This is a genomic window from Arthrobacter sp. Helios, assembly GCF_023167125.1.
GTDB classification, from domain to species: Bacteria; Actinomycetota; Actinomycetes; order Actinomycetales; family Micrococcaceae; genus Arthrobacter_B; species Arthrobacter_B luteolus.
Genome location: NZ_CP095402.1, coordinates 2,895,092 through 2,916,597 on the forward strand (window position 1 = coordinate 2,895,092; position 21,506 = coordinate 2,916,597).

At 66.0% G+C, this 21,506-nt stretch carries 24 protein-coding genes; 11 read left to right on the forward strand and 13 right to left on the reverse strand.

The annotated features are described in order from the left end of the window. Positions 1-2: 2 nt before the first annotated feature. Positions 3-1,241: an FAD-dependent oxidoreductase gene (locus tag ArtHe_RS13120; RefSeq protein ID WP_248317361.1), complete on the forward strand. Its 1,239-nt coding sequence runs from the start codon at positions 3-5 to the stop codon at positions 1,239-1,241. Positions 1,242-1,294: 53 nt separating this feature from the next. Then, positions 1,295-2,680 (forward strand): MFS transporter, encoded by a 1,386-nt coding sequence (locus ArtHe_RS13125; protein WP_248317362.1) that lies wholly within the window; start codon positions 1,295-1,297, stop codon positions 2,678-2,680. A gap of 94 nt (positions 2,681-2,774) precedes the next feature. On the opposite strand, the gene ArtHe_RS13130 is transcribed toward ArtHe_RS13125, so the two are convergent. Beyond that, positions 2,775-3,488 (reverse strand): LysE family translocator, encoded by a 714-nt coding sequence (locus ArtHe_RS13130; protein WP_248317363.1) that lies wholly within the window; start codon positions 3,486-3,488, stop codon positions 2,775-2,777. Positions 3,489-3,568: 80 nt separating this feature from the next. Here ArtHe_RS13130 and ArtHe_RS13135 point away from each other — a divergent pair, with 80 nt between their 5' ends. Then, entirely contained in the window at positions 3,569-4,018 is a 450-nt protein-coding gene (locus ArtHe_RS13135; protein WP_083521882.1) for an Lrp/AsnC family transcriptional regulator, read from the forward strand. 33 nt (positions 4,019-4,051) lie between these two features. After that, complete coding sequence (locus ArtHe_RS13140) at positions 4,052-4,726, forward strand: alpha/beta family hydrolase (RefSeq protein ID WP_248317364.1); 675 nt, start codon at positions 4,052-4,054, stop codon at positions 4,724-4,726. A gap of 563 nt (positions 4,727-5,289) precedes the next feature. Here the strand turns inward: ArtHe_RS13140 and ArtHe_RS13145 are convergent. Next, on the reverse strand, positions 5,290-6,273 hold the full coding sequence (locus ArtHe_RS13145; RefSeq protein WP_248317365.1) for a LysR substrate-binding domain-containing protein: 984 nt from the start codon (positions 6,271-6,273) through the stop codon (positions 5,290-5,292). 72 nt (positions 6,274-6,345) lie between these two features. Here ArtHe_RS13145 and ArtHe_RS13150 point away from each other — a divergent pair, with 72 nt between their 5' ends. Together ArtHe_RS13150 and ArtHe_RS13155 are read left to right on the forward strand one after the other, a co-directional pair. Further along, the gene (locus ArtHe_RS13150; RefSeq protein ID WP_248317366.1) at positions 6,346-7,416 is read left to right on the forward strand and encodes a putative sulfate exporter family transporter; all 1,071 of its coding nucleotides are present in this window, start codon (positions 6,346-6,348) and stop codon (positions 7,414-7,416) included. A gap of 245 nt (positions 7,417-7,661) precedes the next feature. Continuing rightward, positions 7,662-8,357, forward strand: coding sequence for an HAD family phosphatase (locus ArtHe_RS13155; RefSeq protein ID WP_248317367.1), 696 nt, complete (start codon positions 7,662-7,664; stop codon positions 8,355-8,357). Positions 8,358-8,374: 17 nt separating this feature from the next. Here ArtHe_RS13155 and ArtHe_RS13160 read toward each other — a convergent pair whose 3' ends face one another. Genes ArtHe_RS13160 through ArtHe_RS13175 form a run of 4 tightly spaced genes read right to left on the reverse strand, consistent with a single transcriptional unit; the run spans position 8,375 to position 12,169 of the window. Further along, positions 8,375-9,643: an FAD-dependent oxidoreductase gene (locus tag ArtHe_RS13160; RefSeq protein WP_248317368.1), complete on the reverse strand. Its 1,269-nt coding sequence runs from the start codon at positions 9,641-9,643 to the stop codon at positions 8,375-8,377. Positions 9,644-9,646: 3 nt separating this feature from the next. Continuing rightward, positions 9,647-9,961: a 2Fe-2S iron-sulfur cluster-binding protein gene (locus ArtHe_RS13165; protein WP_248317369.1), complete on the reverse strand. Its 315-nt coding sequence runs from the start codon at positions 9,959-9,961 to the stop codon at positions 9,647-9,649. Positions 9,962-9,993: 32 nt separating this feature from the next. After that, positions 9,994-11,208, reverse strand: a complete 1,215-nt coding sequence (locus ArtHe_RS13170) for a cytochrome P450 (protein ID WP_248317370.1) — start codon at positions 11,206-11,208, stop codon at positions 9,994-9,996. A 10-nt stretch (positions 11,209-11,218) separates the two neighbouring features. Continuing rightward, positions 11,219-12,169, reverse strand: coding sequence for an ABC transporter substrate-binding protein (locus ArtHe_RS13175; protein WP_248317371.1), 951 nt, complete (start codon positions 12,167-12,169; stop codon positions 11,219-11,221). Between the two features lie 140 nt (positions 12,170-12,309). Here ArtHe_RS13175 and ArtHe_RS13180 point away from each other — a divergent pair, with 140 nt between their 5' ends. The 3 genes from ArtHe_RS13180 to ArtHe_RS13190 all read left to right on the forward strand — a co-directional run bounded on the left by ArtHe_RS13180 (position 12,310) and on the right by ArtHe_RS13190 (position 15,038). Continuing rightward, on the forward strand, positions 12,310-13,176 hold the full coding sequence (locus ArtHe_RS13180; protein WP_248317372.1) for an IclR family transcriptional regulator: 867 nt from the start codon (positions 12,310-12,312) through the stop codon (positions 13,174-13,176). A 54-nt stretch (positions 13,177-13,230) separates the two neighbouring features. Then, a complete protein-coding gene (locus tag ArtHe_RS13185; RefSeq protein ID WP_248317373.1) occupies positions 13,231-13,827 on the forward strand; it encodes a DUF1349 domain-containing protein in 597 nt (198 codons plus the stop codon). Positions 13,828-13,946: 119 nt separating this feature from the next. Continuing rightward, positions 13,947-15,038, forward strand: a complete 1,092-nt coding sequence (locus ArtHe_RS13190; protein WP_248317374.1) for a type I restriction endonuclease — start codon at positions 13,947-13,949, stop codon at positions 15,036-15,038. A gap of 80 nt (positions 15,039-15,118) precedes the next feature. Here ArtHe_RS13190 and ArtHe_RS13195 read toward each other — a convergent pair whose 3' ends face one another. Next, positions 15,119-15,475, reverse strand: a complete 357-nt coding sequence (locus ArtHe_RS13195; RefSeq protein ID WP_248317375.1) for a nuclear transport factor 2 family protein — start codon at positions 15,473-15,475, stop codon at positions 15,119-15,121. Positions 15,476-15,573: 98 nt separating this feature from the next. On the opposite strand from ArtHe_RS13195, the gene ArtHe_RS13200 reads away from it, so the two are divergent. Continuing rightward, complete coding sequence (locus ArtHe_RS13200; protein WP_248317376.1) at positions 15,574-16,593, forward strand: LLM class flavin-dependent oxidoreductase; 1,020 nt, start codon at positions 15,574-15,576, stop codon at positions 16,591-16,593. Between the two features lie 146 nt (positions 16,594-16,739). On the opposite strand, the gene ArtHe_RS13205 is transcribed toward ArtHe_RS13200, so the two are convergent. The 4 genes from ArtHe_RS13205 to ArtHe_RS13220 form a co-directional block, all read right to left on the reverse strand. Continuing rightward, the gene (locus ArtHe_RS13205) at positions 16,740-17,282 is read right to left on the reverse strand and encodes a DUF488 domain-containing protein (RefSeq protein WP_248317377.1); all 543 of its coding nucleotides are present in this window, start codon (positions 17,280-17,282) and stop codon (positions 16,740-16,742) included. Next, a complete protein-coding gene (locus ArtHe_RS13210) occupies positions 17,279-17,494 on the reverse strand; it encodes a DUF2945 domain-containing protein (protein ID WP_248317378.1) in 216 nt (71 codons plus the stop codon). The genes ArtHe_RS13205 and ArtHe_RS13210 overlap by 4 nt, the downstream gene beginning before the upstream one ends. A gap of 140 nt (positions 17,495-17,634) precedes the next feature. Beyond that, a complete protein-coding gene (locus ArtHe_RS13215) occupies positions 17,635-17,934 on the reverse strand; it encodes a hypothetical protein (protein ID WP_248317379.1) in 300 nt (99 codons plus the stop codon). A 116-nt stretch (positions 17,935-18,050) separates the two neighbouring features. Further along, entirely contained in the window at positions 18,051-19,076 is a 1,026-nt protein-coding gene (locus ArtHe_RS13220; protein ID WP_248317380.1) for a hypothetical protein, read from the reverse strand. A 288-nt stretch (positions 19,077-19,364) separates the two neighbouring features. Here ArtHe_RS13220 and ArtHe_RS13225 point away from each other — a divergent pair, with 288 nt between their 5' ends. Beyond that, positions 19,365-20,822, forward strand: coding sequence for an FAD-binding oxidoreductase (locus tag ArtHe_RS13225; RefSeq protein ID WP_248317381.1), 1,458 nt, complete (start codon positions 19,365-19,367; stop codon positions 20,820-20,822). On the opposite strand, the gene ArtHe_RS13230 is transcribed toward ArtHe_RS13225, so the two are convergent. Then, positions 20,810-21,037 carry a hexameric tyrosine-coordinated heme protein gene (locus ArtHe_RS13230; RefSeq protein ID WP_066303580.1) on the reverse strand — a complete coding sequence of 76 codons (228 nt, stop codon included), beginning with the start codon at positions 21,035-21,037 and terminating at the stop codon, positions 20,810-20,812. The two genes, ArtHe_RS13225 and ArtHe_RS13230, sit on opposite strands and share 13 nt — an antisense overlap. A gap of 104 nt (positions 21,038-21,141) precedes the next feature. Then, on the reverse strand, positions 21,142-21,471 hold the full coding sequence (locus ArtHe_RS13235; RefSeq protein ID WP_066303587.1) for an antibiotic biosynthesis monooxygenase: 330 nt from the start codon (positions 21,469-21,471) through the stop codon (positions 21,142-21,144). Positions 21,472-21,506 lie beyond the last annotated feature (35 nt).

The window sequence follows — 21,506 nt, forward strand, 5'->3', positions numbered from 1 at the left end:
GCGTGTCCGTCGTCATTATTGGCGGAGGGCAGGCCGGACTGCAGGTAGCGGACAGCCTGCGCGGCGGCGGTTACACCGGCGCCGTCACGATTGTGGCGGACGAGGCAGGCCTGCCCTACCAGCGTCCACCGCTGTCCAAGGACTACCTGGCACCCGGCGCGGATCCCGCCCCGCTGCCGCTGCGCGCGGCGTCCTTCTTCACCGGCAAGGACATCCAGCTGCGTGCCGGCACCGCAGCCGTTGCGGTGGACCGCGCCGCAAAGGAAGTCACCCTGCAGGACGGCAGCACCCTGCCCTACGCGCACCTGGTCTTCGCCACCGGGGCCGCGAACCGTGCCCTCACCTGCGCCGGTGCGGACCTGCCCGGTGTCCACGGACTCAAAACCCTGGGCGACGCCGAAACGCTGCACACTGCCCTGTCAGGCGCCCGCGACGTTGTGGTGGTCGGGGCAGGATTCATTGGCCTGGAGTTTGCGGCCGCCGCCCGGGCCCGCGGCTGCAGCGTCACCGTGCTGGAATTCGCACCGCGCCCGATGGGACGGGCACTGAGCCCCGCGATGAGCGACTGGTTTGCCGCCGCACACGCGGAACTCGGGGTTCGGCTGCAGCTGGGCGAAGGCATCAGCCACTTTGAGGCCGGCGACGGCGGCCGGGTGGGTGCAGCCGTCTCGACCACCGGCGCGCGCTACCCGGCGGACCTCGTGGTGGTGGGCATCGGCGTCGTACCCAATGACTCGCTGGCAGCGGCTGCGGGGCTGGAAACCGGCAACGGAATCGTGGTGGATGAGGCGCTGCGGACCTCCGACCCGTCCATCCTCGCCGTGGGAGACTGCGCCAGCTTTCCCTCCATCCATGCCGGTGGCCTGAGCCGGCTGGAGTCCGTGCAGAACGCCACCGACCAGGGACGGCACGCCGCGCAAACCATCCTCGGCCCGCCCTCGGCCTACACCGAGCTGCCCTGGTTCTGGAGCACGCAGGGAAGCCTGCGGCTGCAGATCGCCGGCCTGTCCGCCCCCGGGGACAGCACCGTCCTCAACGGAGACCCGGCGACCGGCAAATTCTCCATCCTGTGCTTCCGGGACGGGCGGCTCGCCGCCGTCGAATCCGTCAATTCGCCCGGGGATCATCTGGGCGCCCGCAAGCTCCTGGCCGCCGGCCGCGGTCCCTCCCCCGAGGAAGCGGCAGCACCCGGCTTCAGCCTCAAGGCCTACGCCCGGCAGGCCGCGCCCAGCTTCGTCTAGACGTTCTGCTTCCCTTTCCAATCCGAGCACCACTTCACCATCCTGGAGACCCCATGAGCACACCACGGTCCGACGCCGGTTCCCGGAGGACGCAGCGCCGCGTTGCCTTCGCCACGATCGTCGGCACAACCATCGAGTGGTACGACTTCTTCATCTACGCCACGGCCGCCGGCCTGGTTTTCGCCCAGGTGTTCTTCGCACCGGCCGGTGAGTCGATCGGCCTGCTCCTCGCCTTCGCTTCGGTGGGCATCAGCTTCCTGTTCCGGCCGCTGGGTGCTTTCCTCGCCGGGCACTTCGGCGACAAGATCGGCCGGCGCCCCATGCTGGTCCTGACACTCATCCTGATGGGCATCTCCACAACCTTGATCGGCGTCCTGCCCACCTACGAAACGGCGGGCCTGCTGGCACCGGTGGTGCTGCTGCTGCTGCGGATCCTGCAGGGCATTTCCGCCGGCGGCGAGTGGGGCGGCGCCGTCCTGATGGCGGTGGAGCACGCTCCGCCCAGCCGCCGCGGACGGGCCGGCTCCTTCCCCCAGCTGGGCGTTCCCCTGGGCATGCTGCTCGCCTCCGGTGTGACCGCTGTGATGACCGGTTGGATTTCCCCGGGCGAGGCATTTATCGAGTGGGGCTGGCGGGTGCCGTTCCTGCTCAGCATTGTGCTGATCGCGGTGGGCTACCTGGTGCGCCGGGCGGTGGAAGAATCCCCGATCTTCACGGAGATCGCCGAAAAGAAGCAGCAGACCAAGGTGCCGGTCGCCGAACTGTTCCGCAAGCACTGGCTCCTGGTGATCCTGGCTGCCCTGGTCTTCGCCGGCAACAACGCCGCCGGCTACATGGCGACCGGCGGGTTCATCCCCAGCTACGCCACCGGCGAGAAGGTGGGCCTGGACCGCACCGATGTCCTGCTGGCCATCACCTTCGCCGCCGCGATGTGGTTTATTTTCACGCTGCTCTCCGGATTCGTTGCTGACACCATCGGCCGGAAACGGACCTACCTGATCGGTTTCGGCGTCCAGGCGCTGATGGTCTTCCCGCTGTTCTGGCTGATCGACACCGGGTCGCTGCCGATGCTCTACCTGGCACTGGGGCTCTTCGCCATCGGGCTGGGCATGAGCTATGGACCGCAGGCCGCCTGGTACAGCGAGATCTTCCCGACGTCCGTCCGGTTCTCCGGGGTCTCGATTTCCTACGCGCTCGGAGCAATCCTGGGCGGGGCGTTTGCACCGACCATTGCGCAGGCCCTGATCAATTCCACCGGCACCAGTGCGTCCGTGTCCCTGTACCTGCTGGGCATGACGGTTGTGTCCATCGCCGCCGTGCTGGTGCTGCGGGACCGGCCGGGAATCGACCTGTCCATCAACAACCAGGCGGAGCAGGAAGTCGGCGCCACCATCTTCGACAAGCGGCGAGCTCCGGCGTTCGAGAAGGTGAACGGGTAGGTAACCGGGGGCGGCCGAGGGGGCCGAGCCGCCCCGGGGCGCCGGGCGACCGGGGCAGCCGAGCCGCTCCGGGGCCCGGGGCCCGGACGGGGCCTTAGCCGAGCAGGGAGGCGCCCTGTTCTGCCAGCAGCACCAGGGACAGGCAGACCATGATGATGCCGCTGGCCAGGGTGACGGCGCGGGCTCCGGCGGGCCGGGAACGCAGCAGCCGCCGGGCAGCCAGTGCCACGCCGGTGTAAAGCACCGCCGACACCGCGAAGTGGGACAAGCCAAGGACCAGGGTCTGCACCGGGACCGCCAGTGCGGCATCGACAAACTGCGGAATCAGGGCCAGGTACAGCAGCAGGGCCTTGGGATTCGTGGCGCTGGTGCCGAGTCCTTTCAGGAAGTCCTGCCGTGCTGTGGATCGGACCGGAACCAGGGTGGCGACGGCGGCGGCCCCCGCTGTGGAGGACCCGGGCACACCTGCCTCTAGCCCACCCGGCGCCACTGCCGCCGTCGTCGTTGTTTCCGCCGTGAACCCGGCCGAGCGCCAGGTCCGCATGGTGGAGATCCCCAGCCACAGCAGGTACGCCGCACCGAGGAGCGTGATCCCGGCCAGCAGCTGCGGAGTGGCGGCAATCAGTGCGGCCAGCCCGGCGACGATCAGCGCCGTGTGGAAGAGGTAACCGGCGGACAGCCCCGCGATCGCCGGGGCAATCCGGTTGCCGCGCAGGCCGGCGGAGATGCTGTACGCCCAGTCAGCGCCGGGGGTCATGGCCAGGGTGATAGAAACGGCCGCGAAGCCCGCGAGCAGCTGAAAATCCATCCCTTAAGCCTAGGGATCCGACGGCGATAAGTGCTTACCGGTTTATGCCTGTCAGAGGTGTTTAGCAGTATGATTCTTGCGTGATTGATGATATTGACCGGGAAATTTTGCGTCTGCTGCAAATCGACGGGCGGATGACTGCCACTGCACTGGCCAGCGAGGTAGGCCTCACCGTGGCGCCGTGCCACCGCCGGATCAAGGAGCTGGAGCGCAGCGGCGTGCTCACCGGGTACCGGGCCGTGGTGGATCCTGCCGCCGTCGGGCTCACCTTCCAGGCCCTGGTGTTCGTCACCCTGCGTGACCGGCAGCAGATGCTCACCTTCGAGGACGAGGTGGGGCGGATCGAGCAGATCGTCAAAGCCGACCGGCTGTTCGGCGAACCGGATTTCCTGCTCAAGGTCATCGCCGCGGATCTGGCGGCCTACCAGCAGTTCTACGACGAGGTGCTGGTGGGGCTTCCCGGCGTCGAAAAGCTGACCAGCACCATCGTGATGAAGACGGTGAAGGAGGAGGGGGCCCTCCCCCTGTGACCGCGGCCGGTTCCCCGGCGTAGATTGGACCCCATGCCAGTGCAGCAGGAGGAACTTGCCGTCAACGTCGGGGACGGGTCGATCACCGCCGCGTTCGCGCGGCCCGGCGACGCGTGGGCGTCCATGGTGGTCGCCCACGGTGCCGGGGCGGGGATGGAGCATCCCTTCCTTACCGGGTTCACCGGCGCAATGAACGACGGCGGCGTGGCCACCTGGCGCTTCAACTTCCCCTACCGGGAAGCCGGAAAGAAGTTTCCCGACCGTGCCCCTGCGGCGGTTGCCGCCTGGCGTGCGGTGATGTTCGCCGCGGAGGACAACGCCGGCGGGGTGCCGGTCTGGGCAGCGGGCAAGTCCTTCGGCGGGCGGATGGCGTCCATGGCTGTCGCCGAGGGAATGGCCGCGGCCGGACTGGTCTACCTGGGGTACCCGCTGCACCCGCCGGGCAAGCCGGAGAACCTGCGGGATGAGCATCTGTACGGGCTGACCCTGCCGATGCTGTTCCTGCAGGGCACCCGGGACCCGTTCGCACTGCCCGGCGAGCTGGAGCCGATCGCTGAGCGGATCGGGCCGAATGCCGTGGTGGAGCGGATCGAGGGCGCCAACCACATGTTCGAGGTGCGCGGTCAGAAGCGTTCCCAGTCGGACATCGGGGCGTCGCTGGCGGGTCCGGTGCTGGAGTTTATGCGGGCACACGCGTCTGCTCGGTAGGCCGTCGTCAGTACGCCGTGCCGACTTCCGCACCCCGATGCCTATGAACCCCGGCTCGTGGAGGCGCCTCCGGTGTACCGCGCAGATTCCCACACTTCGTGACGAAAGTGCATTCCTGGGACCACACCTGCCCCATCCGTAACGAGGGCAGGGAAATCCCGCAGGCTCAGCGTCCATTCGGGCGAAATCCCTCCTTTTTGGGGCAGATCGACCCTTTTGGGTTAAATCAGCAGTGGCGCGCCGGAGGCAAATCCCAAAGCGGCCGGAAAATCCCAAACCGGAGGGAAACGGCGTCACAAACCGTCGGGGCTTTCCCAAACTGGAGGGAAATGCGCGACAAACCGGAGGGCTTTCCCAAACCGGAGGGAAACAGTGCCACAATCCGTCCGGGGTTTCCCAAACCGGAGGGGAACGCCCAACAAACCGGCACGCGAGCACCGATGCCAATCAGTCCTGGCCAGTGAGGGCACTCCCCCTCAGTCACTGCCCCTCAGGCCCACCCCCCCAGTTGTAGCGCGCAGAAGCGCATGCCGCCGGCAATGAACGGCGAGCCACCCCAGCCCTCAGCCATCAGCGGCCTGCGTGGCTTTCTGCTTTCGTGCGCGCCTGGCACCTGACGCTTCCACAGCCTGGACCCGCCTCCCACCCAGAGCGGTCTCCAGAAACCCGCGCAGGGCTTGCGAGGAACTGTTTGCCGGACTCCACACGGCCTTGAATTCCCGTTCCAGCGGCTGCCCGTCCACCGGAACCTCCACCAGCCGGTTACTGCGGAGTGCGCCCTCGACGGCGAGCGCGCTGAGGACCGCGGGGCCGAGGCCAGTGACCACGCCCTGGCAGATCGCCGCGTTGCTGTTGAACTCCATCAACGGTTCAGCCCGCTGGGGACCGATGAGCTGGTCGAGGAAGGCGCGGGTTCCGGATCCCTCCTCCCGTTCGAGCAGGGCGGTTCCGGCCAGCTCGTCGAGGCCCAGCGGCCGGGCCCGCGAGGCCCAGGGATGCCCGCTGCCGCACACCACCGTCATGCGGTCCGTCCAGACAGTTACCGATTGCAGCTGGGCCGGAATTTCGGGAGTCTCCACAAATCCCAGGGAAACCTCCTCGGCGGCAACCGCATCCAGCACCTGGGCCGAATTCATCACCCGCAGCTTTGTCTCGACGGAGGGCATCCGGGCACGGAATTCACCGATCCATCCGGGCAGCAGGTGCTCGGCGATGGTCATGCTGGCGCCGACAGCAAGTTTTACCTGACCCTCATCCGCCAGGGCCGCAGCTCCCGCGGCAAGCCGTTCCACGCCGTCGAGCACGTCGCGGGCCCACTCCGCCGTCAGGGCACCTTCCCGGGTCAGCGTCGAGCCCCGCGTCGACCGGGTCACCAAGGGGTAGCCAAGCCGGCGTTCCAGGGTCTTGAGGGACCGGGTTGCGTTGGACTGGGCCATGCCGGCGGCCCGGGCCGCAGCGCTGAGACTCCCCTGTTCCCCGATTCCCACGAGCAGCCGCAGGGCCGGGAGCTGCAGCCAGTTTTCAACGGGTGGTCGCGGCGTAGGCATATCAGAATCATATGACTGCGCGGCCGAGAATGGGCCTACTGGCCGCCGGCTAAAGCTGAGACGTTTATAGACATGGACACTAAGCAACACCAAGCACCACCGCCCGAGCGGGACGCCAGCCTGCAAAGCAGTACGTCAGCATCCAACGCCAAGCGGCAGAGCCAGTGGATTTCCTATCTGCCCGGACTCTCCGTGACGCTGGCCGGAGCCGCCGCGGCCTGGCTGATCTCGCAGCTGATCCCCGGAATCAGCCCGCTCCTGATCGCCATTCTGGTGGGAGCGCTGTGGCGGAACCTCATCCGGGTTCCACGCACGCTCTCGCCGGGAATCACCTTCTCCTCCAAGAAGCTGCTTCGTGCCGGCATCATCCTGCTCGGACTCCAGCTCTCCCTTTCCTCAATCCTCGGATTGGGCCCCGGCGTACTGCTCGTCGTCGCCGCCTCCGTCGGCATCACCTTCGGCGTGACGCTGTGGGCCGGCCGCCTGATGGGAATCAGCCTGACCCAGCGGCTGCTCATCGCGTCCGGTGTCTCCATCTGCGGTGCCGCCGCCGTCGCCGCAGCGGAAAACGCGACCGACGCCAAGGAGGAGGAAACCGCGACGGCGATTGGGCTGGTGGTCCTGTTCGGCACCCTGATGATCCCGGCAGTCCCCTTCCTGGGCAGCCTGCTGGGACTGGACGCGGAGTCGACCGGCATGTGGATCGGCGCTTCAACGCACGAAGTGGCCCAGGTGGTGGCTGCTGGAAGCGCCGTCGGCGGCGGGGCCCTGGCGGTGGCAGTGACGGTGAAACTCGCCCGAGTGCTCACCCTGGCTCCGATAATCGCCGGCATCTCGCTGTACATGCGGAAAACCGGTGCGGTCTCGGGCGGCAAGCGGCCGCCTATTGTGCCGTTCTTCATCGTCGGTTTCCTGGCGGCGGTGCTGCTGCGGAGCTCCGGCTTCCTTCCGGACCCGGTCCTGGCTGCCGGGCAGGTCCTGCAGACGATCCTGCTGGCAGCTGCCATGTTCGCGCTGGGCCTTGGCCTGGACCTGAAGGGACTGATCCGGGTCGGCGGCCGGCCGGTCCTGCTGGGACTGGGCGCCACCGTGCTGATCCTCGGCGTCGCGCTGGCCGGGACGCTGCTCTTCCCACCGCTCTGAGACGGCCCACCGCTGAGTCTCTCCCCACCGCTCTGAGACGGCCCACCGCTGAGTCTCTCCCCCACCGCTCTGAGTCTTCCCTTCACCTTGGCCGCAGCGCCGCGGGATGACCGCCGGCTGAACGCCCGGTTAAGCAGGAACGAATTCCGTTGGGGCGCGCGTCTCGAATTTTGACGGAAGAGTGACCCGCTGCCACGATCAAAGAGGACCGCAGATCCCCTGCGGCGGCTCGACCAGGAGGACCTTTGACACCCGCTCCCGCACTGCAGGCAGTTTTCTGGGACATGGACGGCACACTCGTGGACACCGAACCGTACTGGTTCGCTGCCGAGAAGGAGCTGATGGCCCGGTTTGGAGTCAGCTGGAGCGATGAGCAGGCGATGGAACTGGTGGGCAATGCGCTGCCGGACTCGGCCAGGAAGCTGCAGGCTGCCGGTGCCGATCTCGGCGTGCGGGAAATCCTCGACACGATGCTGGCCAGCGTGGTCCGCAGCGTGCAGCAGGAAATCCCCTGGCGTCCGGGAGCACGGGAGCTGCTCGCGGAACTCAACGCAGCGGGCGTGCCGAACGCGATGGTGACCATGAGCGAAAGCACCCTGGCACAGGTAATCGCGGATCAGCTTCCGGAGGGAACCTTCCGCTTCCTGGTCACCGGGGAGATGGTGACGCTGGGGAAGCCGGATCCGGAGCCGTACCTGCTCGCGGCCAAGCTCATGGGCGAAGAACTGGGTACAGCCGTGGACCTGGACCGCGCAGTGGCTGTGGAGGATTCGCTGCCCGGCGTTGCATCAGCGAAGGCCTCCGGCGCCGTGACGGTTGCCGTGCCGAACGCCGTCGACGTGCCCGGCCAGCCCGGGATCACCCGCTGGGAAACCCTCGCCGGCCGGACTGTGGCAGATCTTGAAGCCCTGGTGGCGGAGCGGGCTGCCCTGCGGGTTTAGGCCTTCGGCCCGGCGCGTCAGGCGGGAACCCGCGGCACCGCGGATTCCTTGAGCGTCCGGGCCAGGTCCGCGGCGTCGTCCGGTGCGATCTCCAGCCCGTGGGTTAAGGCGTTCCGCACCGCCATGAAATCCCGTGGGGTGTTGATGCAGTCAGCGGCGAGGATCCGCCCCCCGCGGTAGTAAAGGACGGAGAACTTCCCGCTCTCCGGATCGCCCCGCAGCACGGTGCTGTCGTGTCCGGCTGAGAGCCCGGCGATCTGCAATTTCAGGTCCCCCTGATCCGACCAGAACCACGGCACCGTGCGGTACTCCGCTTCCATCCCCAGCAGGGACCGGGCAGCGGTTTTCGCCTGTTCGACGGCGTTCTGAACACTTTCCAGCCGCAGGGTCCCGTTGCCGTAGTCCGCAGTGGACGGATTCGGCATGTTCGCGCAGTCTCCGGCTGCCACTGTGACGCCGTCCGAGGCCACCGCACGCGAATCCACCACAACTCCGTTGCTAACCTGAAGGCCCAGGCGTTCGGCCAGTTCGGTGCGCGGCAGCACGCCGACCCCAATAACGACGACGTCGGCAGGGACGGTGGTGCCGTCGGCAAGTTCCACCCCGGTGACGTGGCCGTTTTCGCCGGTGATGCGGACGATGCCCGCGTTCAGGAGGACTGTTGTGCCGCGGCGGCGGTGCGCACGAAGGTAGAAGTCGCTGGTCATTTCGGCCACGGCGCGGCCCACCAGCCGGGGCGCTGCCTCGATGATGGTGACCTGCTTGCCGGCCGCCCGGGCGGCGGTGGCCACCTCCAGGCCAATGAATCCCCCGCCGATCACCGCGACGCTGCGGGCCCTGCCGAGGAAGCGGTGAAGGGATGCTGCCTGGTCGGCGCCGCGCAGATAGCACACCCCCTGCAGCTCCGTCCCGGGAAGGTCAAGCTTCCGCGGAGCCGCCCCTGTGGTCAGTGCCAGCCGCGCGAAGCGGAACACCCGCCCGCCCGCACCGGCGGCAGTGCCGCCGTCGTTGTCCCGGGAGATATCTGTGATCTGTTCCCCGGTGACCAGCTCAATCCCCTGCTGGACAAACCACTCCGGGGTGCGGAAAGTCAGTGAAGCGGCGGTTGCTTCCCCTTTGAGGAAGGCTTTGGACAGCGCCGGCCGCTGGTACGGCAGATGGGTTTCTTCACCGACCAGCGTGATGGGAGCGGTATCGCCGAGCTCCCGCAGAGTGCTGGCCAGCTGCACTCCGGCCTGGCAGTTTCCGATGATCAGCGTGGCGCCGTCAGCGCCGGCCGTTCCCATCACCTAGACCTGCGTTTCCGGGATGCGGACCCTGATGTCCGCGGACACCGGGAGCTGGCAGGAGAGCCGGCTCCCGGCTTCGCGTTCGGCGGCCGCGCAGTCCAGCATCTCATCCTCCACAGCGAGCATCTCCGGCAGCGCCGCCCTGTCGCGCGGATCCACGTAGACGTGGCAGGTGGCGCACATGGCGCTGCCGCCGCATTCGGCCACGATCCCGGGAACACCGGAGGAGACTGCCGTGCGCATCACGCTGGCCCCCGTTTCGGCGTCGACAATCATTTCGGTGCCATCAGGCTGGACGTAGGTTACTTTGGGCATCTTCAGCTCCGGTAGTTCAGTCGGACAGTAATTCAGGCGGACGGGGTGAAGCGCAGCGGCAGGGCATCCAGCCCACGCAGCGTGTTGTTGAGCTGTTGCACCGGCTCGCCGATGAGCTCGATTTTCTGCACCCGGCGGGCCAGCGCTGAGAGGATGCACTCCCCCTCCAGCCGGGCCAGCATCTGGCCCAGGCAGGCGTGGACACCGAACCCGAAGCCGACATGGCCTCCGTTTTTGCGCGTGATATCGAAAACTTCCGGGTTCTCCCACCGGCGGGGGTCCCGATTGGCAGCAGCAAGGAACATCAGGATTTTGGATCCTTCCGGAATCCTGGTGCCGGACAGTTCCGTGTCGCGTGACGTCGTCCGGAAGAAGGTCTGGACCGGTGATTCGTACCGGATCGTCTCTTCGAAAGCGGCGCGGGCCAGCGTCGGGTCCTGGTGCAGCAGCCGGTACTGCTCCGGGTTCCGGGCCAGGCACAGCAGAGCGTTGCCGATCCCGTGCACGGTGGTGTCTACGCCGGCAGACAGGAAGGAGCGCAGCAGCCGGGCAGAGTCCTCGGCTTCGTAGCCCGCTTCCGCGGCGGCGGCGTGGATCCGGTTGCCCAGACCGTCGCCGCTGAGCGCCCCTGGCTGGCACTGTTCCATGACCCAGCCTGCGGCCTTCGAACCTTTTTCCATGGCCTTTTCGAAATGCCCGTTCCGGGGCCCGAACGTGTTAAAGACCATGGATCCGTAGGGCAGGAGGTTCTCGCGCCCGTCCTTGGGCAGGCCGATGAAGTCCGGGAAAACCTCCAGCGGGTACGCTTCGGCCAGGTCCTTGACGCCGTCGATGACGCCGCGCGCCGCCACCTGGTCCGCCAGGTGATCGGCCCGTTCCTGGAAGCCGGCTTTGAGCTCACGCAGGAATTTGGGGTTGAGGATGCTGGTCACAACGTGCCGCGCCCGGGTGTGCTCGGGGGGATCTGCCTCCAGCAGCAGGCTCGGGGCCCGCCAGGGTTTGTCCTTGCGGAAATCCGAGATTCCGACGCCGGCCGAGGAGATGAAGGTTTCGTGGTCCGCGAACACCTGGGCGACCTCGTCGTGGCGGGCCACCGCCCAGACCTGATAGCGGTCCAGCCAGGCCACCGGTCCGGCTTCGCGCAGCTGGGCATGGGCGTTGTACGGGTCCGATAGAAAGTCATCAGCGAACGGGTCCAGGTCAAGGACCGGGATGTCCTGGTGGCTGAATTCTGTGGTGGCAGTCATGGTTCTCCTCCTAGTCCGCGAGCAGCGGGCGGACGTCCAGTGCGGCGTCGATAATCTTGTATTTGTGCATCAGGTCTGCCGTTTTCTGCAGCTGATCACCGTCAAGCTGGCCCTGGAACCGGGGCATTTCGATTTGTTCCACGACTTCCGCGGAAACCTTGGTGAAGGTGGGAACCAGCTCGGCCAGCCGTGCCCGGTTGTCCTGCAGCTCCTCCGCTGATGCCGCAATGGCTTTCCGGAACCCTTCCACCGCCTCCGGATTTTCCTGCAGGAATTTCTCCGTGGTGATCCAGCCGGCCACCGGCATTCCTTCGACCGGGCCCGTGAACAGATTGGAAATCTTGACGAACCCGGCTGCTGCCGCGCTGGCCTGGAACGGCTCTACCTGCCAGATGGCGTCTACGGCCCCGCGCTCCAGGGCGGCCTGCATATCCGGGTAGGGCATTTCGATGAGGTCCACGGCCGCGGTGTCCAACCCGGCGTCCTCGAGCAGTGAGTAAATGGCGACGGTGCCGATGTTCTGGAGATTGTTCACTGCGAAGGTCTTGCCGGCCAGGTCCTCGACCCTGGTGATGCCGGAGTCCTTGGCAACGTAGATCCCGTGGTCTGCGGCTCCGACGTCGTTCCCGGAGATGAAGCGCACCGGCAGGCCCTGCTGGACGGCCAGCAGCGCCGAGGTGTAGTTGGCATAGGTCAGGTCGACGTTACCGGAGATCAAAGCGGGGATCGCGGCGGCCCCGCCCTGGGTCTGGACCAGTTCCACTTCCAGCCCTTCCGCAGCGAACAGGCCGTTCTCCTCGGCATTGACCGCGGTCGCAGTATGCACCAGGGGGAAGTAGCCGATCTGCACGGCTTCCTCCGCCGCGGCTTCCCCGGGCGACCCGCAGGCGGCCAGCCCCAGTGCGGCGGCAGAAAGTGCCGCGATGGTGAAATAACGCCGGACGGTTCCGCGTCGAATCATGGTTTTCCTTCCAAAGGGCGCCTCATTGCGCCGGATACAAAGCTCTGCCGGGAAGCGGATTTTTGGATAACCAATCCCGTCACCCGAGTATGAGTTGTGTCACAATTCAGGCTCCAGCTACTTTCCGTTGAAAGGAAAACATGGCCAATGCATCGGCGGGGAGATCTGCCCTCAGCCGGATAATGCAGATCCTGGGCACCTTTGACGTGGACTCCGCATTCCTTACCGTGTCCCAGCTCTCGCAGCGAAGTGGACTGTCATTGGCAACGACGCACCGGGTGGTCACCGAGCTCGAGCAGTTTGGCCTGCTGGAACGGGAACGTGACAAGACCTACCGGATCGGTGTGCGGCTGTGGGAAATCGCCTGCCGGACCCCCGGCGCCCTGGGTATCCGGGAAATCGCCATGCCCTATCTGCAGGAAATCCATTTCGCCGTGCGGCAGCACGCCCAGCTGGGCATCCTGCAGGGCCATGAAGTGCTGTTCCTGGAGCGGCTGTCCACCCGGAACGCCGTCGTTAATGTGACGCTCATCGGTGGCCGCCTGCCCCTGCATGCCTCCTCCAGCGGGCTGGTGCTGCTGGCGCATGCCCCGGGCAGTTTCCAGGCTGAGGTGCTGGCGTCCGGGTTGGTGAAATACACCGAGGACACGGTCCAGAGCCCGGCGCACCTCCGGCGGCTGCTGGCCCAGATCCGCGAACAGGGCCACGCTGTGGGCAACGGTTTTATCCATCCTGATGCGCGGGGAATCGCCGTCCCGGTCTACGGATTGAAGGAAACGGTTGTTGCCGCCATCAGCGTGGTGGTCCCCAATGACGCTGCACCTGCGCTGCCGACTGTGCGGCTGCTCAAGGACGCTGCCCGCCAGGTGTCGACGGCGCTGCAGGCCGCCTATCTGCCGCTGGGTGATCCCGGGTCCCCGGTGGGCGGCAAATACCGCACGCTGGTGCACTCCTCCAGGCATTCCATGGAGTTCCTGGGGCAGCACCGGAAGGACCACCCGCAGTAGGGCCCGGTGTGGGTCATTACCAGGAACGACTACGTGGAGATGATAGGCAGGACTATGCAGGAATTCTTGAACCAGGCCACCTGGACGCATCCGCCCGTCAGGAGCGAACTCGACGGCGGTAGCCTCCTTGTTGAAGCAGCCCAGGGCAGTGACTACTGGGAAAAGACGTACTACGGTTTCCAGCGGGATTCAGGCCATGCCCTCCTGGTTCCTGTCGCTGGGGACGGCGCCCTGGAGGTTACGTTCAAATCCTCCTTTGACGGCCCCTATGACCAAGCTGGTCTCATGATCCGGACCGATGAGTCCCATTGGATAAAGGCCGGCGTCGAATTCACCGATGATGAACCTCACGTAGGCGCTGTGGTGACGCGGGAATACTCGGACTGGTCCCAAAGCGCCGTGCCGGAATGGGCTCACACTGACGTCACCATCCGTGCCAGCTGGACTGGGAACTCGGTCGTCCTCAGGGCACGCGGTGAGAAGGAACCCTGGCGGACCATCCGGGTAGCGCACCTGGAAATCACCGACTCCACCAAAGCCGGCCTCTATCTGGCGGCACCGGAGCGGGCGGGACTCACCGTTTCCTTTTCGCGGGTCTCTTTCGGTCCCGTCGATGATGACCTTCATACCCAGCCCTCAGCGCTCCATTAGAAAGGTCAACGCCCCGATTCTCAGTACGGCGTGTGCTGGTGCAGGGCGAGCTCTACGAAAATGTGAATGTCAGACTGCAGAGATAGACTTCCAAAAAGCTTGTAGAAAATGGGGGAAACATGGATTTCGCAGAACGCTTGCTCGCGCTAGCCGCAAAGGTGCGGCAACAACGGGAGTCAATTGAGACTGAAGAGGCGACGAAGAACGCTTTCATCATGCCGTTCATCTCCACGATTCTTGGCTATGACGTCTTCAATCCCCTAGAGGTTGTACCCGAGTTCACTGCCGACGTTGGCGTAAAAAAGGGCGAAAAAGTTGACTACGCCATTGTGCACAACGGCGAAGTTCAGATCCTGATCGAATGCAAGAAATCGAAAGAACCAGTCAAGATAGAGCATGCTTCCCAGCTCTACCGCTACTTCGCGGTAACCAACGCGCGAATCGCTATCCTGACCAACGGTGAGCACTACCAGTTCTTCACTGATCTCGATGCCCCCAACCGGATGGACGCGAAGCCTTTCCTCGTACTGGATCTCACCGACATCGATGAGACCCTAATCCCGGAATTGCAGAAACTCTCCAAGGACGTCTTCGATCTTGACTCGGTCATCAACGCAGCTGGCGAGTTGAAGTACATCGGGCAGATTAAGCGCATCATCGCCGCGCAGTTCAAGGAACCGGATGACGATTGGGTCAAGTACTTCACGTCGCGCGTATATGAGGGAGCGGTTACGCAAAAAGTTCGGGAGCAGTTCACTCCCTTGGTCAACAAAGCAGCAAAGCAGTTCCTAAACGATCAAGTAAATGGCCGGCTGAAGACGGCTTTGGGGACCGAGACACTGCAGACTGCTAATGCAGAACAGTCTGCCGCAGCGCTGACGAGCGAACCCGAGGTTGAAAAGGACCTCGCGGACAACGACGGAATCGAGACGACGCTTGAGGAGCTCGAAGGGTTCCAAATAGTGCGCGCGATTGTCTGTAGCGAAGTAAGTCCCTCTCGTGTTACTCAGCGAGATGCCAAGACATACTTCGCAGTCCTACTTGATGACAATAACCGGAAGCCTATAGCCCGGCTTCACTTCAATCGAAGCCAGAAGTACGTGGGTATCTTCGACGAGGAGAAGGTTGAAACCCGGATGCCGATCAACTCGCTGGACGAGATCTACAACCATGCCGAAGCGCTTCGAAAGAGCGTCCACAGCTACCTCTGACACGATGTGAGGTGGACGGCGGCCAGGAGCCGCCGTCCACCTCCTGCCCGGGTTTCAATGCCAGCACTCTTAGCTCCCTTTCAGTACGGCGTGTGCTGGTGCAGGGCGAGCTTCCACTCGCCGTCTTCCATAACGTAGACGCTGCTCAGCAGCGCGGTATACGGAGTTCCGTCGCGGTCGGCCCGCACCTTGTAGGTGAGGAAACCGACGTCGGGCCCCAGATACGTTTCCAACGGTTCGATAATCTCGAAACTGGTCCACGGAGGACCGTCCATTGAGGCGATGATCTGGTTACGGTCGGTGATCCGCAGGCCGTTGGTCAGCATGATTACGGGCTCCCGCGCGAGCACCCGGGAGTAGAACGCGGTGGCCTCCTCCGGCCCGATGGAGAGCGCATGCCAGCCCTCGGTTTCCAGCACTACAAGTTCGTTTGCCATGGTCCGGGAGTCTAGACCCGGGACTGTGCCCGCAACAGGGGTTCCGGTATCCGGAGCCGGGCCGGAATATCCGCCCTGTCCCGGGCGCTGTGGCAGATATGAAGAAAATTGGCTTCCTTTCCTTCGGCCATTACCGCGATGTTCCGGGTTCGCTGACGCCGACAGCCCGGGACGCACTCCTGCAGACGATTGACCTGGCGGTCGCCGCCGAGGAACTCGGAGCCGACGGCGCCTTCGTCCGGGTGCACCACTTCGCGCCGCAGCAGGCCTCTCCGTTCCCGCTGCTGGCAGCGATGGCAGCACGCACCAGCCGGATCGAGCTGGGCACCGGAGTGATCGATATGCGGTACGAAAATCCGCTCTACATGGCAGAGGAAGCAGCCGGTGCGGACCTGATCAGCGGCGGCCGGCTGCAGCTCGGCATCAGCCGGGGATCCCCCGAGCCGGCCCTGCGCGGCGCCGAGTCCTTTGGCTACCTCCCGACGGAAGGAGAGTCCGACGCCGATCTGGCCCGCCGCCACACCGCCGTCTTCCGGGCCGCGATCGCCGGGCACGGCATCGCCCCGGCTAACCCGGAGATGACCGGCTCCCGCGGTCTCCTCGCGATTGAACCGCAGTCCCCCGGCCTCAGCCAGCGGATCTGGTGGGGCTCCGGAACGCGGGCGACGGCGAAATGGACCGGAGAGCAGGGCATGAACCTGATGAGCTCCACCCTGCTGACTGAGGACACCGGCGTTCCGTTTGATGAGCTGCAGGCCGAGCAGATCCAGGTTTACCGCCAGGCCTGGGCCGACGCCGGCCATCCCGGCACGCCGCGGGTTTCGGTGAGCCGCAGCATCATTCCGCTGGTCTCCGAGGCCGACCGCCGCTACTTCGGGCTGCGTGCACAGGCCGAGGGCCACGACCAGGTAGGCCGGCTCGACGGCGGCCTGGCCCGGTTCGGGCGCAGCTACGTCGGCGAGCCGGACGTGATCGCGAAGGAACTGGCAGCCGACGCTGCGGTCCGGGAAGCAGACACCGTCCTCGTGACCGTGCCCAACCAGCTTGGCGTGGATTACAATGCCGCGCTGCTGGAGAACATCGTGAAGCTGGTGGCCCCCGACGCCGGCTGGCGGTAGCCGCCGCGGCGCAGGCCCTCAGCCGTTTGGCTCGATCGGCTTGAGCAGCGGTGCCAACGGCGCCGGGGCCAACGGCGCCGGTGCCAACGGCCCCGGTGCCGGTGCCGGCCTAGCGCCGCGGGACCTCTCATTGAACACCCTTTGGCTCAGCGGACTCCCGGATACGTGACCTCATGCCCGGCGCCGACAACCGCTCCCTGGCTCAGTTCCGCCGGCTTGACCTGGTGCCTGCCGAGTATGTGGAGGACCTCCCCGCCGCGGGCCAGGAGGTGGTCCGCTATGATCCGCCGATGGCACCGCCACCAGACAGCCTCGGAGCACATGAGCGCTGTCCGGGATGCTGCTTCTTGGACGGCAGCCAGCGCCTCATGGAATGCCACGGAGAGTGCGTGATCCGCGTAGTTGTGGAAGCTCCGGTTCTCCCACCAGGCGTTCACCTCGAATGGCACGTCCTTACTGACCGGCCGGCGCCCGGTGAGACCTTCCAGTCGGATCAGTGTGATGCCGTTCTCCGCCAGGGACGCTTCGAGAGCGTCGTTGTTGAACTGCGGGTACTTGGTGGAGCCCGGAAGCTTGCGGACGTCGACAACCTGCTCGATATCGCTCTCCCGCAGAAGCTCCAAGAACTCATCCAGCGGCCGGTTGGAATGGCCGATGGTGAAGACCGGCAGTGTTCCCACGGCGCTCACTCCTCCAGGAGGCGGAGTGCACTGCCCTTGTGAGCGGCAATATGGTCTGTCGTGTCGCTCTGGATCTCGTACTGCGGATCCTCCCGGGACGCCCGGTGGGTATGGCCTTTGTAATCGAAGTCAGCCGTGTGCACCTTCACGATCCGGCCCGAGACCCGGCCCGCCTCCGAGTTCCACGAAACGTGGTCGCCTACGGAGAAGCGTTCAGCCATTACTGCTCCCTTGGTAATCCTGATTGAAAGCTCCCGCCTGGGTGCGCAGCTCTGGCGACCTCCCCCGGAGGAGAACCCACCAGAGCTGCACACCCAGCGGAGATCGCCCCTCGGAGGGGCTGCTTCCGTGCGCCCTTTCGCTACTTCCGCCGCCCGAAAGCCAGCGAAGCAACAGCCGTTACCGCCGTCACCGTGTACACCGCGGGCCAGGCACCCAGCTTCTTGGCCAGCGGATGGGAGAGACCGAAAGCGGCGACGTAGGTGGTGGTCAGTGCGACGGCGGTTCCGGTGCCGGCGTCGCGCTTCCACAGCGCAAACGCTGCCGCACCCGCAGCGGCCAGGACAGCGCCGCCAAGCTGCCGGTTGCCGGTGTCACGGGCGGTCTTGTAGCCGCCGATCAGGCCGGCGGAAGTGATGAGCGGGGTCAGCAGGGATGCCACGGTTTCTCCTTCAGATTGGACTGCTTCCAGCCTAACCCCGGCGCCGGACCGGCTCTGGCTGCCCGAGGGTGTCCTGCCCGCCGGCGTCCGCCCCGCCGCCCGGGCGGGTCCGGGGACTACCCGCCCAGCCGCCCCAGCCGGTACTCCAGCTTCGCCCGGCGCGTGCCGTCGTCGTCCATCAGCTGCGTACGTTCCACATAGTCCATCCCGAACCGGTGCAGCAGGACGTCGTCCGCGGCACGGACGTGGCCGGGACGGAAGCGGTACTCGATCCGCCGGGACACAATGGCCCAATCAGCGGTCTTGAACAGGGCGTGGGCCTGCGGCACGGAAACCACGCCGTTGGCGCGGAGCACTTCCACCAGCCACTCGTACTGGTCCGCTCGGCTGCGCGGATTCTGCGGCAGAACATGTTCCAGGATGCCGCGGACCGCATCGGCGGTGAGTATCAGCGAGGGTGCGGCGACGGCGTGTAGGGCCTCCCGCTCGTCCCGGGCCTTCTGCGCCGTGACCAGTTCGTTGATGGTTTCGAACTCGCGGTCGGCAAGTTCGATCAGGCCCGAGGCCAACGTGAAGGCCCGGTTGACCTCCGGAGGTACCTCGCCGCCGCCCTTGTAACGGATATCGTGCTCAAACTCAGCCCACGCGTGCTGCAGGATGGTGCGCAGCTGCACCTCGAACCGCTGGCCGCAGAAGGCTTCGCAGCCGGGCGGTGGATTTCGGTCCGGGACGGCAAGCACCAGATGCTGGCCGGAGTAGCCGAATTCGCCGCGGGAACGCTGCTCACCTGCCTTATCCACGTGGCCCAGCTGGTCGAATGCCCCGCTGAGGGCGCCAATGGCGCTGCTGATATCCGAATCCAGGAAGACGATGATCCGCAGGCCGATGACGTCGTCGATGTCCCGCATACCCCTGGGATACTTCGGCGTGCCGTCGGGCAGCATCCGGGACAGCTTCTCGCTGAGCGAGCCCGCGCCCTTCACCCTGTGCTGAATATGGTGGTAGTTCAGTCCGTCATCCCCCAGCCGGGCCACGACGGCCGCCTGAATCGCCTCCTCGGCAGCCTCAAACTGCGGACGGTCGGCCCGGAAGGCCTGGGCCCACAGATTCACCTGATCGCTGTGAACCGACGGTAATTCCACGTTCGCTCCTTGCCGGCACCGGCGCCGTCGGCAGCGGCGGGATCCGTTAGCGCGACGACGTCGAACCCTTCCCCAGTCTTCGGCCGGGGAAGGCCAAAAACAATCGGACACCGGAATAAAGCAATCATGCACAGTAATCCGTGAGGTTGCCGCCGGTCCGGGGGGGACTTCTCCGCAGGGCGTTGAATCTGCTCCGGGACAGGCAAAGACTGGTTTCAGTGTCCGTTTCCCAGTCCCCCGTTCCTCCCGGCCCGGGCGGAACAGCAGGTGCTTCCAAGGCGGTGGATCATGTCCGAAAACCCAACCCTCTCCGATTCCGCTTCGTCTGCGGTGCCCTGGCCTCAGCCGGAGGCAAGCCTGTATCCGGCGCTGGTGGCTGCTGTTTCCGGAACGGTGACCCTGCCCGGGGACGAAGCCTATGAGGCTTCCCGCCGCGTCTGGAACGGCATGATCGATGTGCTGCCCGCCGCGGTAGTGCGGGCGGCCAGCCCGGACGACGTCGCCCCGGTGCTCGCCTTCGCGCAGGCCACCGGCCTGCCGCTGGCGGTCCGCGGCGGCGGCCACAACGTGGCCGGCAACGGCACGGTCGACGGCGGAATAGTGCTCGACGTCGGCGGGCTGCGCACGGTGGAAGTCGATCCGATTGCCCGGACGGTCACGGTAGGCGGCGGCGCCACCCTGGCGGACGTTGACACCGCCACCGTGCCGTTCGGCATGGCCGTCCCGCTCGGCGTTGTGTCAAAGACGGGGGTGGCCGGCCTGACCCTAGGCGGCGGCGTCGGCTGGATGACCCGTTCCCACGGGCTCAGCGTGGACAACCTGCTCGGAGCGGACGTGGTGCTGGCGGACGGCACAATGGTGCATGCGTCTGCGGAGGAGGAACCCGAGCTGTTCTGGGGCCTGCGCGGGGGCGGCGGAAACTTCGGCGTCGTGACGTCCTTTACCTTCCAGGCCTGGCCCGTGCCGGACACCGTGTACAGCGGAAACCTGGTTTACCACGCCGACCGCTTCCCGGACGCGCTGCGGGCCTTCGACGCCTGGACCGGGGACCTGCCAGATGAGCTCACCAGCATCGCCTCCTTCCTGGTGCCGCCCCCGGATTGGGACATGGGCGACGATCCCATCCTGGCGGTGGGCTTCGCCTGGGCGGGCGAAGACCATCAAGCCGCGGACGACGCCGTCCGCCGCCTGCGCAAGCTCGCTCCCCCGGATGCCGAAATGGTGGATCCGGTGCTGTGGACCGATTGGCAGTCCTCGGTGGACCCCCTGTTTCCAGACGGGTCACGCGCCTACTGGAAGAACACGTCCTTCGACGCACTGGATGCAGACGTCATCGAGGTCCTTACCCGGCGGGGGCGGGAACAGGCGTGGCGGGGCACCGGCTTCGACATCCACCACATGGGCGGCGCCTTCGCCCGGGTACCGGAGGACGCGACGTCGTTCCCGGTCCGCGGCGCCGGCTACTGGCTGAACGTCTACGGGTTCTGGAACGATCAGGCGGACGACGAGCATCACACAGCGTTCGTGCGCGGACTCGCCGCCGACATGGAGCCGCACGCCAGCGGTGGACAGTACGTGAACTTCATGGGCGCTGAAGATCCTGTGCAGGCGGCTCCGAGCGTCTACTCCGGGGAGAAACTGGCCCGGCTGGCTGCCCTGAAGCAGGCCGTGGACCCCGGGAACCTGTTCCGGCGGAACCACAACATCGCGCCGGCAGGCACTTCGGGGCCGGCTCAGCGCCAGTAGTGGTTAGCTGCGGCGATGGTCGCGAATTCGAGCGCCACCACCTGAGAGGACGCGATCAGCTCGTCGGGATCCGTGGCGTAAACCTGCCGTCCGGTCTTGAGCACTTCATCGTCCGGCTGGATCGCGTAGATGCTGTGCAGGGCCATATCCATGGCCAGCCTGCGGCCGGCTTCCGGTGATTCCGTGATGAGGGAGTTGCCCGGGATCAGTTCCATGATGCACCTGGTTTCAAAGTCGGTCCGCCGTGTGCCCCCTGTTCCACCATCCCAGCCCCGGCCGGCTTTGGGAACCGGCCGGGTCCGGCGTCCCGCTGCGCGGCCTAGGCTTCGGGGGTGCTTCCGCCGGCGGTCCGGTAACTCCACAGCTCAGCGCTGACGCCAACCGGCTTCTGGCGCGCCTCATCCGCACCTTCGCCCTGGCCGTGGCCATGTCCGAAGTTCTTGGAGGCAACCCAGTCCTGGAAGGACTTCTCATCCCGCCACCGGGTAATAACCAGCCAGGTGCTGCGCTCGTCGGTCGGCTGGAGCAGCTCGAAGCCTTCGAACCCCTCCTGGTTGTCGACGGCGCCGGCGCGGGCAGCGAAGCGGTGTGCCAACTCGTCTCCGGAGTCGGCAGGGACAGTGATTGCGTTGATCTTGATGATGCTCATAGCCCATTATGCTCACACGGCCATAACCCTGCTCA

Coding starts and splice junctions, on each gene's coding strand:
- ArtHe_RS13235 (WP_066303587.1), bottom strand. CDS start 21,471: ATGAGCATCATCAAGATCAACGCAATCACTGTCCCTGCCGACTCCGGA.
- ArtHe_RS13145 (WP_248317365.1), bottom strand. CDS start 6,273: ATGCCTACGCCGCGACCACCCGTTGAAAACTGGCTGCAGCTCCCGGCC.
- ArtHe_RS13190 (WP_248317374.1), top strand. CDS start 13,947: ATGGATTTCGCAGAACGCTTGCTCGCGCTAGCCGCAAAGGTGCGGCAA.
- ArtHe_RS13130 (WP_248317363.1), bottom strand. CDS start 3,488: ATGGATTTTCAGCTGCTCGCGGGCTTCGCGGCCGTTTCTATCACCCTG.
- ArtHe_RS13170 (WP_248317370.1), bottom strand. CDS start 11,208: ATGACTGCCACCACAGAATTCAGCCACCAGGACATCCCGGTCCTTGAC.
- ArtHe_RS13195 (WP_248317375.1), bottom strand. CDS start 15,475: ATGGCAAACGAACTTGTAGTGCTGGAAACCGAGGGCTGGCATGCGCTC.
- ArtHe_RS13160 (WP_248317368.1), bottom strand. CDS start 9,643: ATGGGAACGGCCGGCGCTGACGGCGCCACGCTGATCATCGGAAACTGC.
- ArtHe_RS13180 (WP_248317372.1), top strand. CDS start 12,310: ATGGCCAATGCATCGGCGGGGAGATCTGCCCTCAGCCGGATAATGCAG.
- ArtHe_RS13150 (WP_248317366.1), top strand. CDS start 6,346: ATGGACACTAAGCAACACCAAGCACCACCGCCCGAGCGGGACGCCAGC.
- ArtHe_RS13200 (WP_248317376.1), top strand. CDS start 15,574: ATGAAGAAAATTGGCTTCCTTTCCTTCGGCCATTACCGCGATGTTCCG.
- ArtHe_RS13225 (WP_248317381.1), top strand. CDS start 19,365: ATGTCCGAAAACCCAACCCTCTCCGATTCCGCTTCGTCTGCGGTGCCC.
- ArtHe_RS13175 (WP_248317371.1), bottom strand. CDS start 12,169: ATGATTCGACGCGGAACCGTCCGGCGTTATTTCACCATCGCGGCACTT.
- ArtHe_RS13185 (WP_248317373.1), top strand. CDS start 13,231: ATGCAGGAATTCTTGAACCAGGCCACCTGGACGCATCCGCCCGTCAGG.
- ArtHe_RS13210 (WP_248317378.1), bottom strand. CDS start 17,494: ATGGCTGAACGCTTCTCCGTAGGCGACCACGTTTCGTGGAACTCGGAG.
- ArtHe_RS13140 (WP_248317364.1), top strand. CDS start 4,052: ATGCCAGTGCAGCAGGAGGAACTTGCCGTCAACGTCGGGGACGGGTCG.
- ArtHe_RS13165 (WP_248317369.1), bottom strand. CDS start 9,961: ATGCCCAAAGTAACCTACGTCCAGCCTGATGGCACCGAAATGATTGTC.
- ArtHe_RS13230 (WP_066303580.1), bottom strand. CDS start 21,037: ATGGAACTGATCCCGGGCAACTCCCTCATCACGGAATCACCGGAAGCC.
- ArtHe_RS13125 (WP_248317362.1), top strand. CDS start 1,295: ATGAGCACACCACGGTCCGACGCCGGTTCCCGGAGGACGCAGCGCCGC.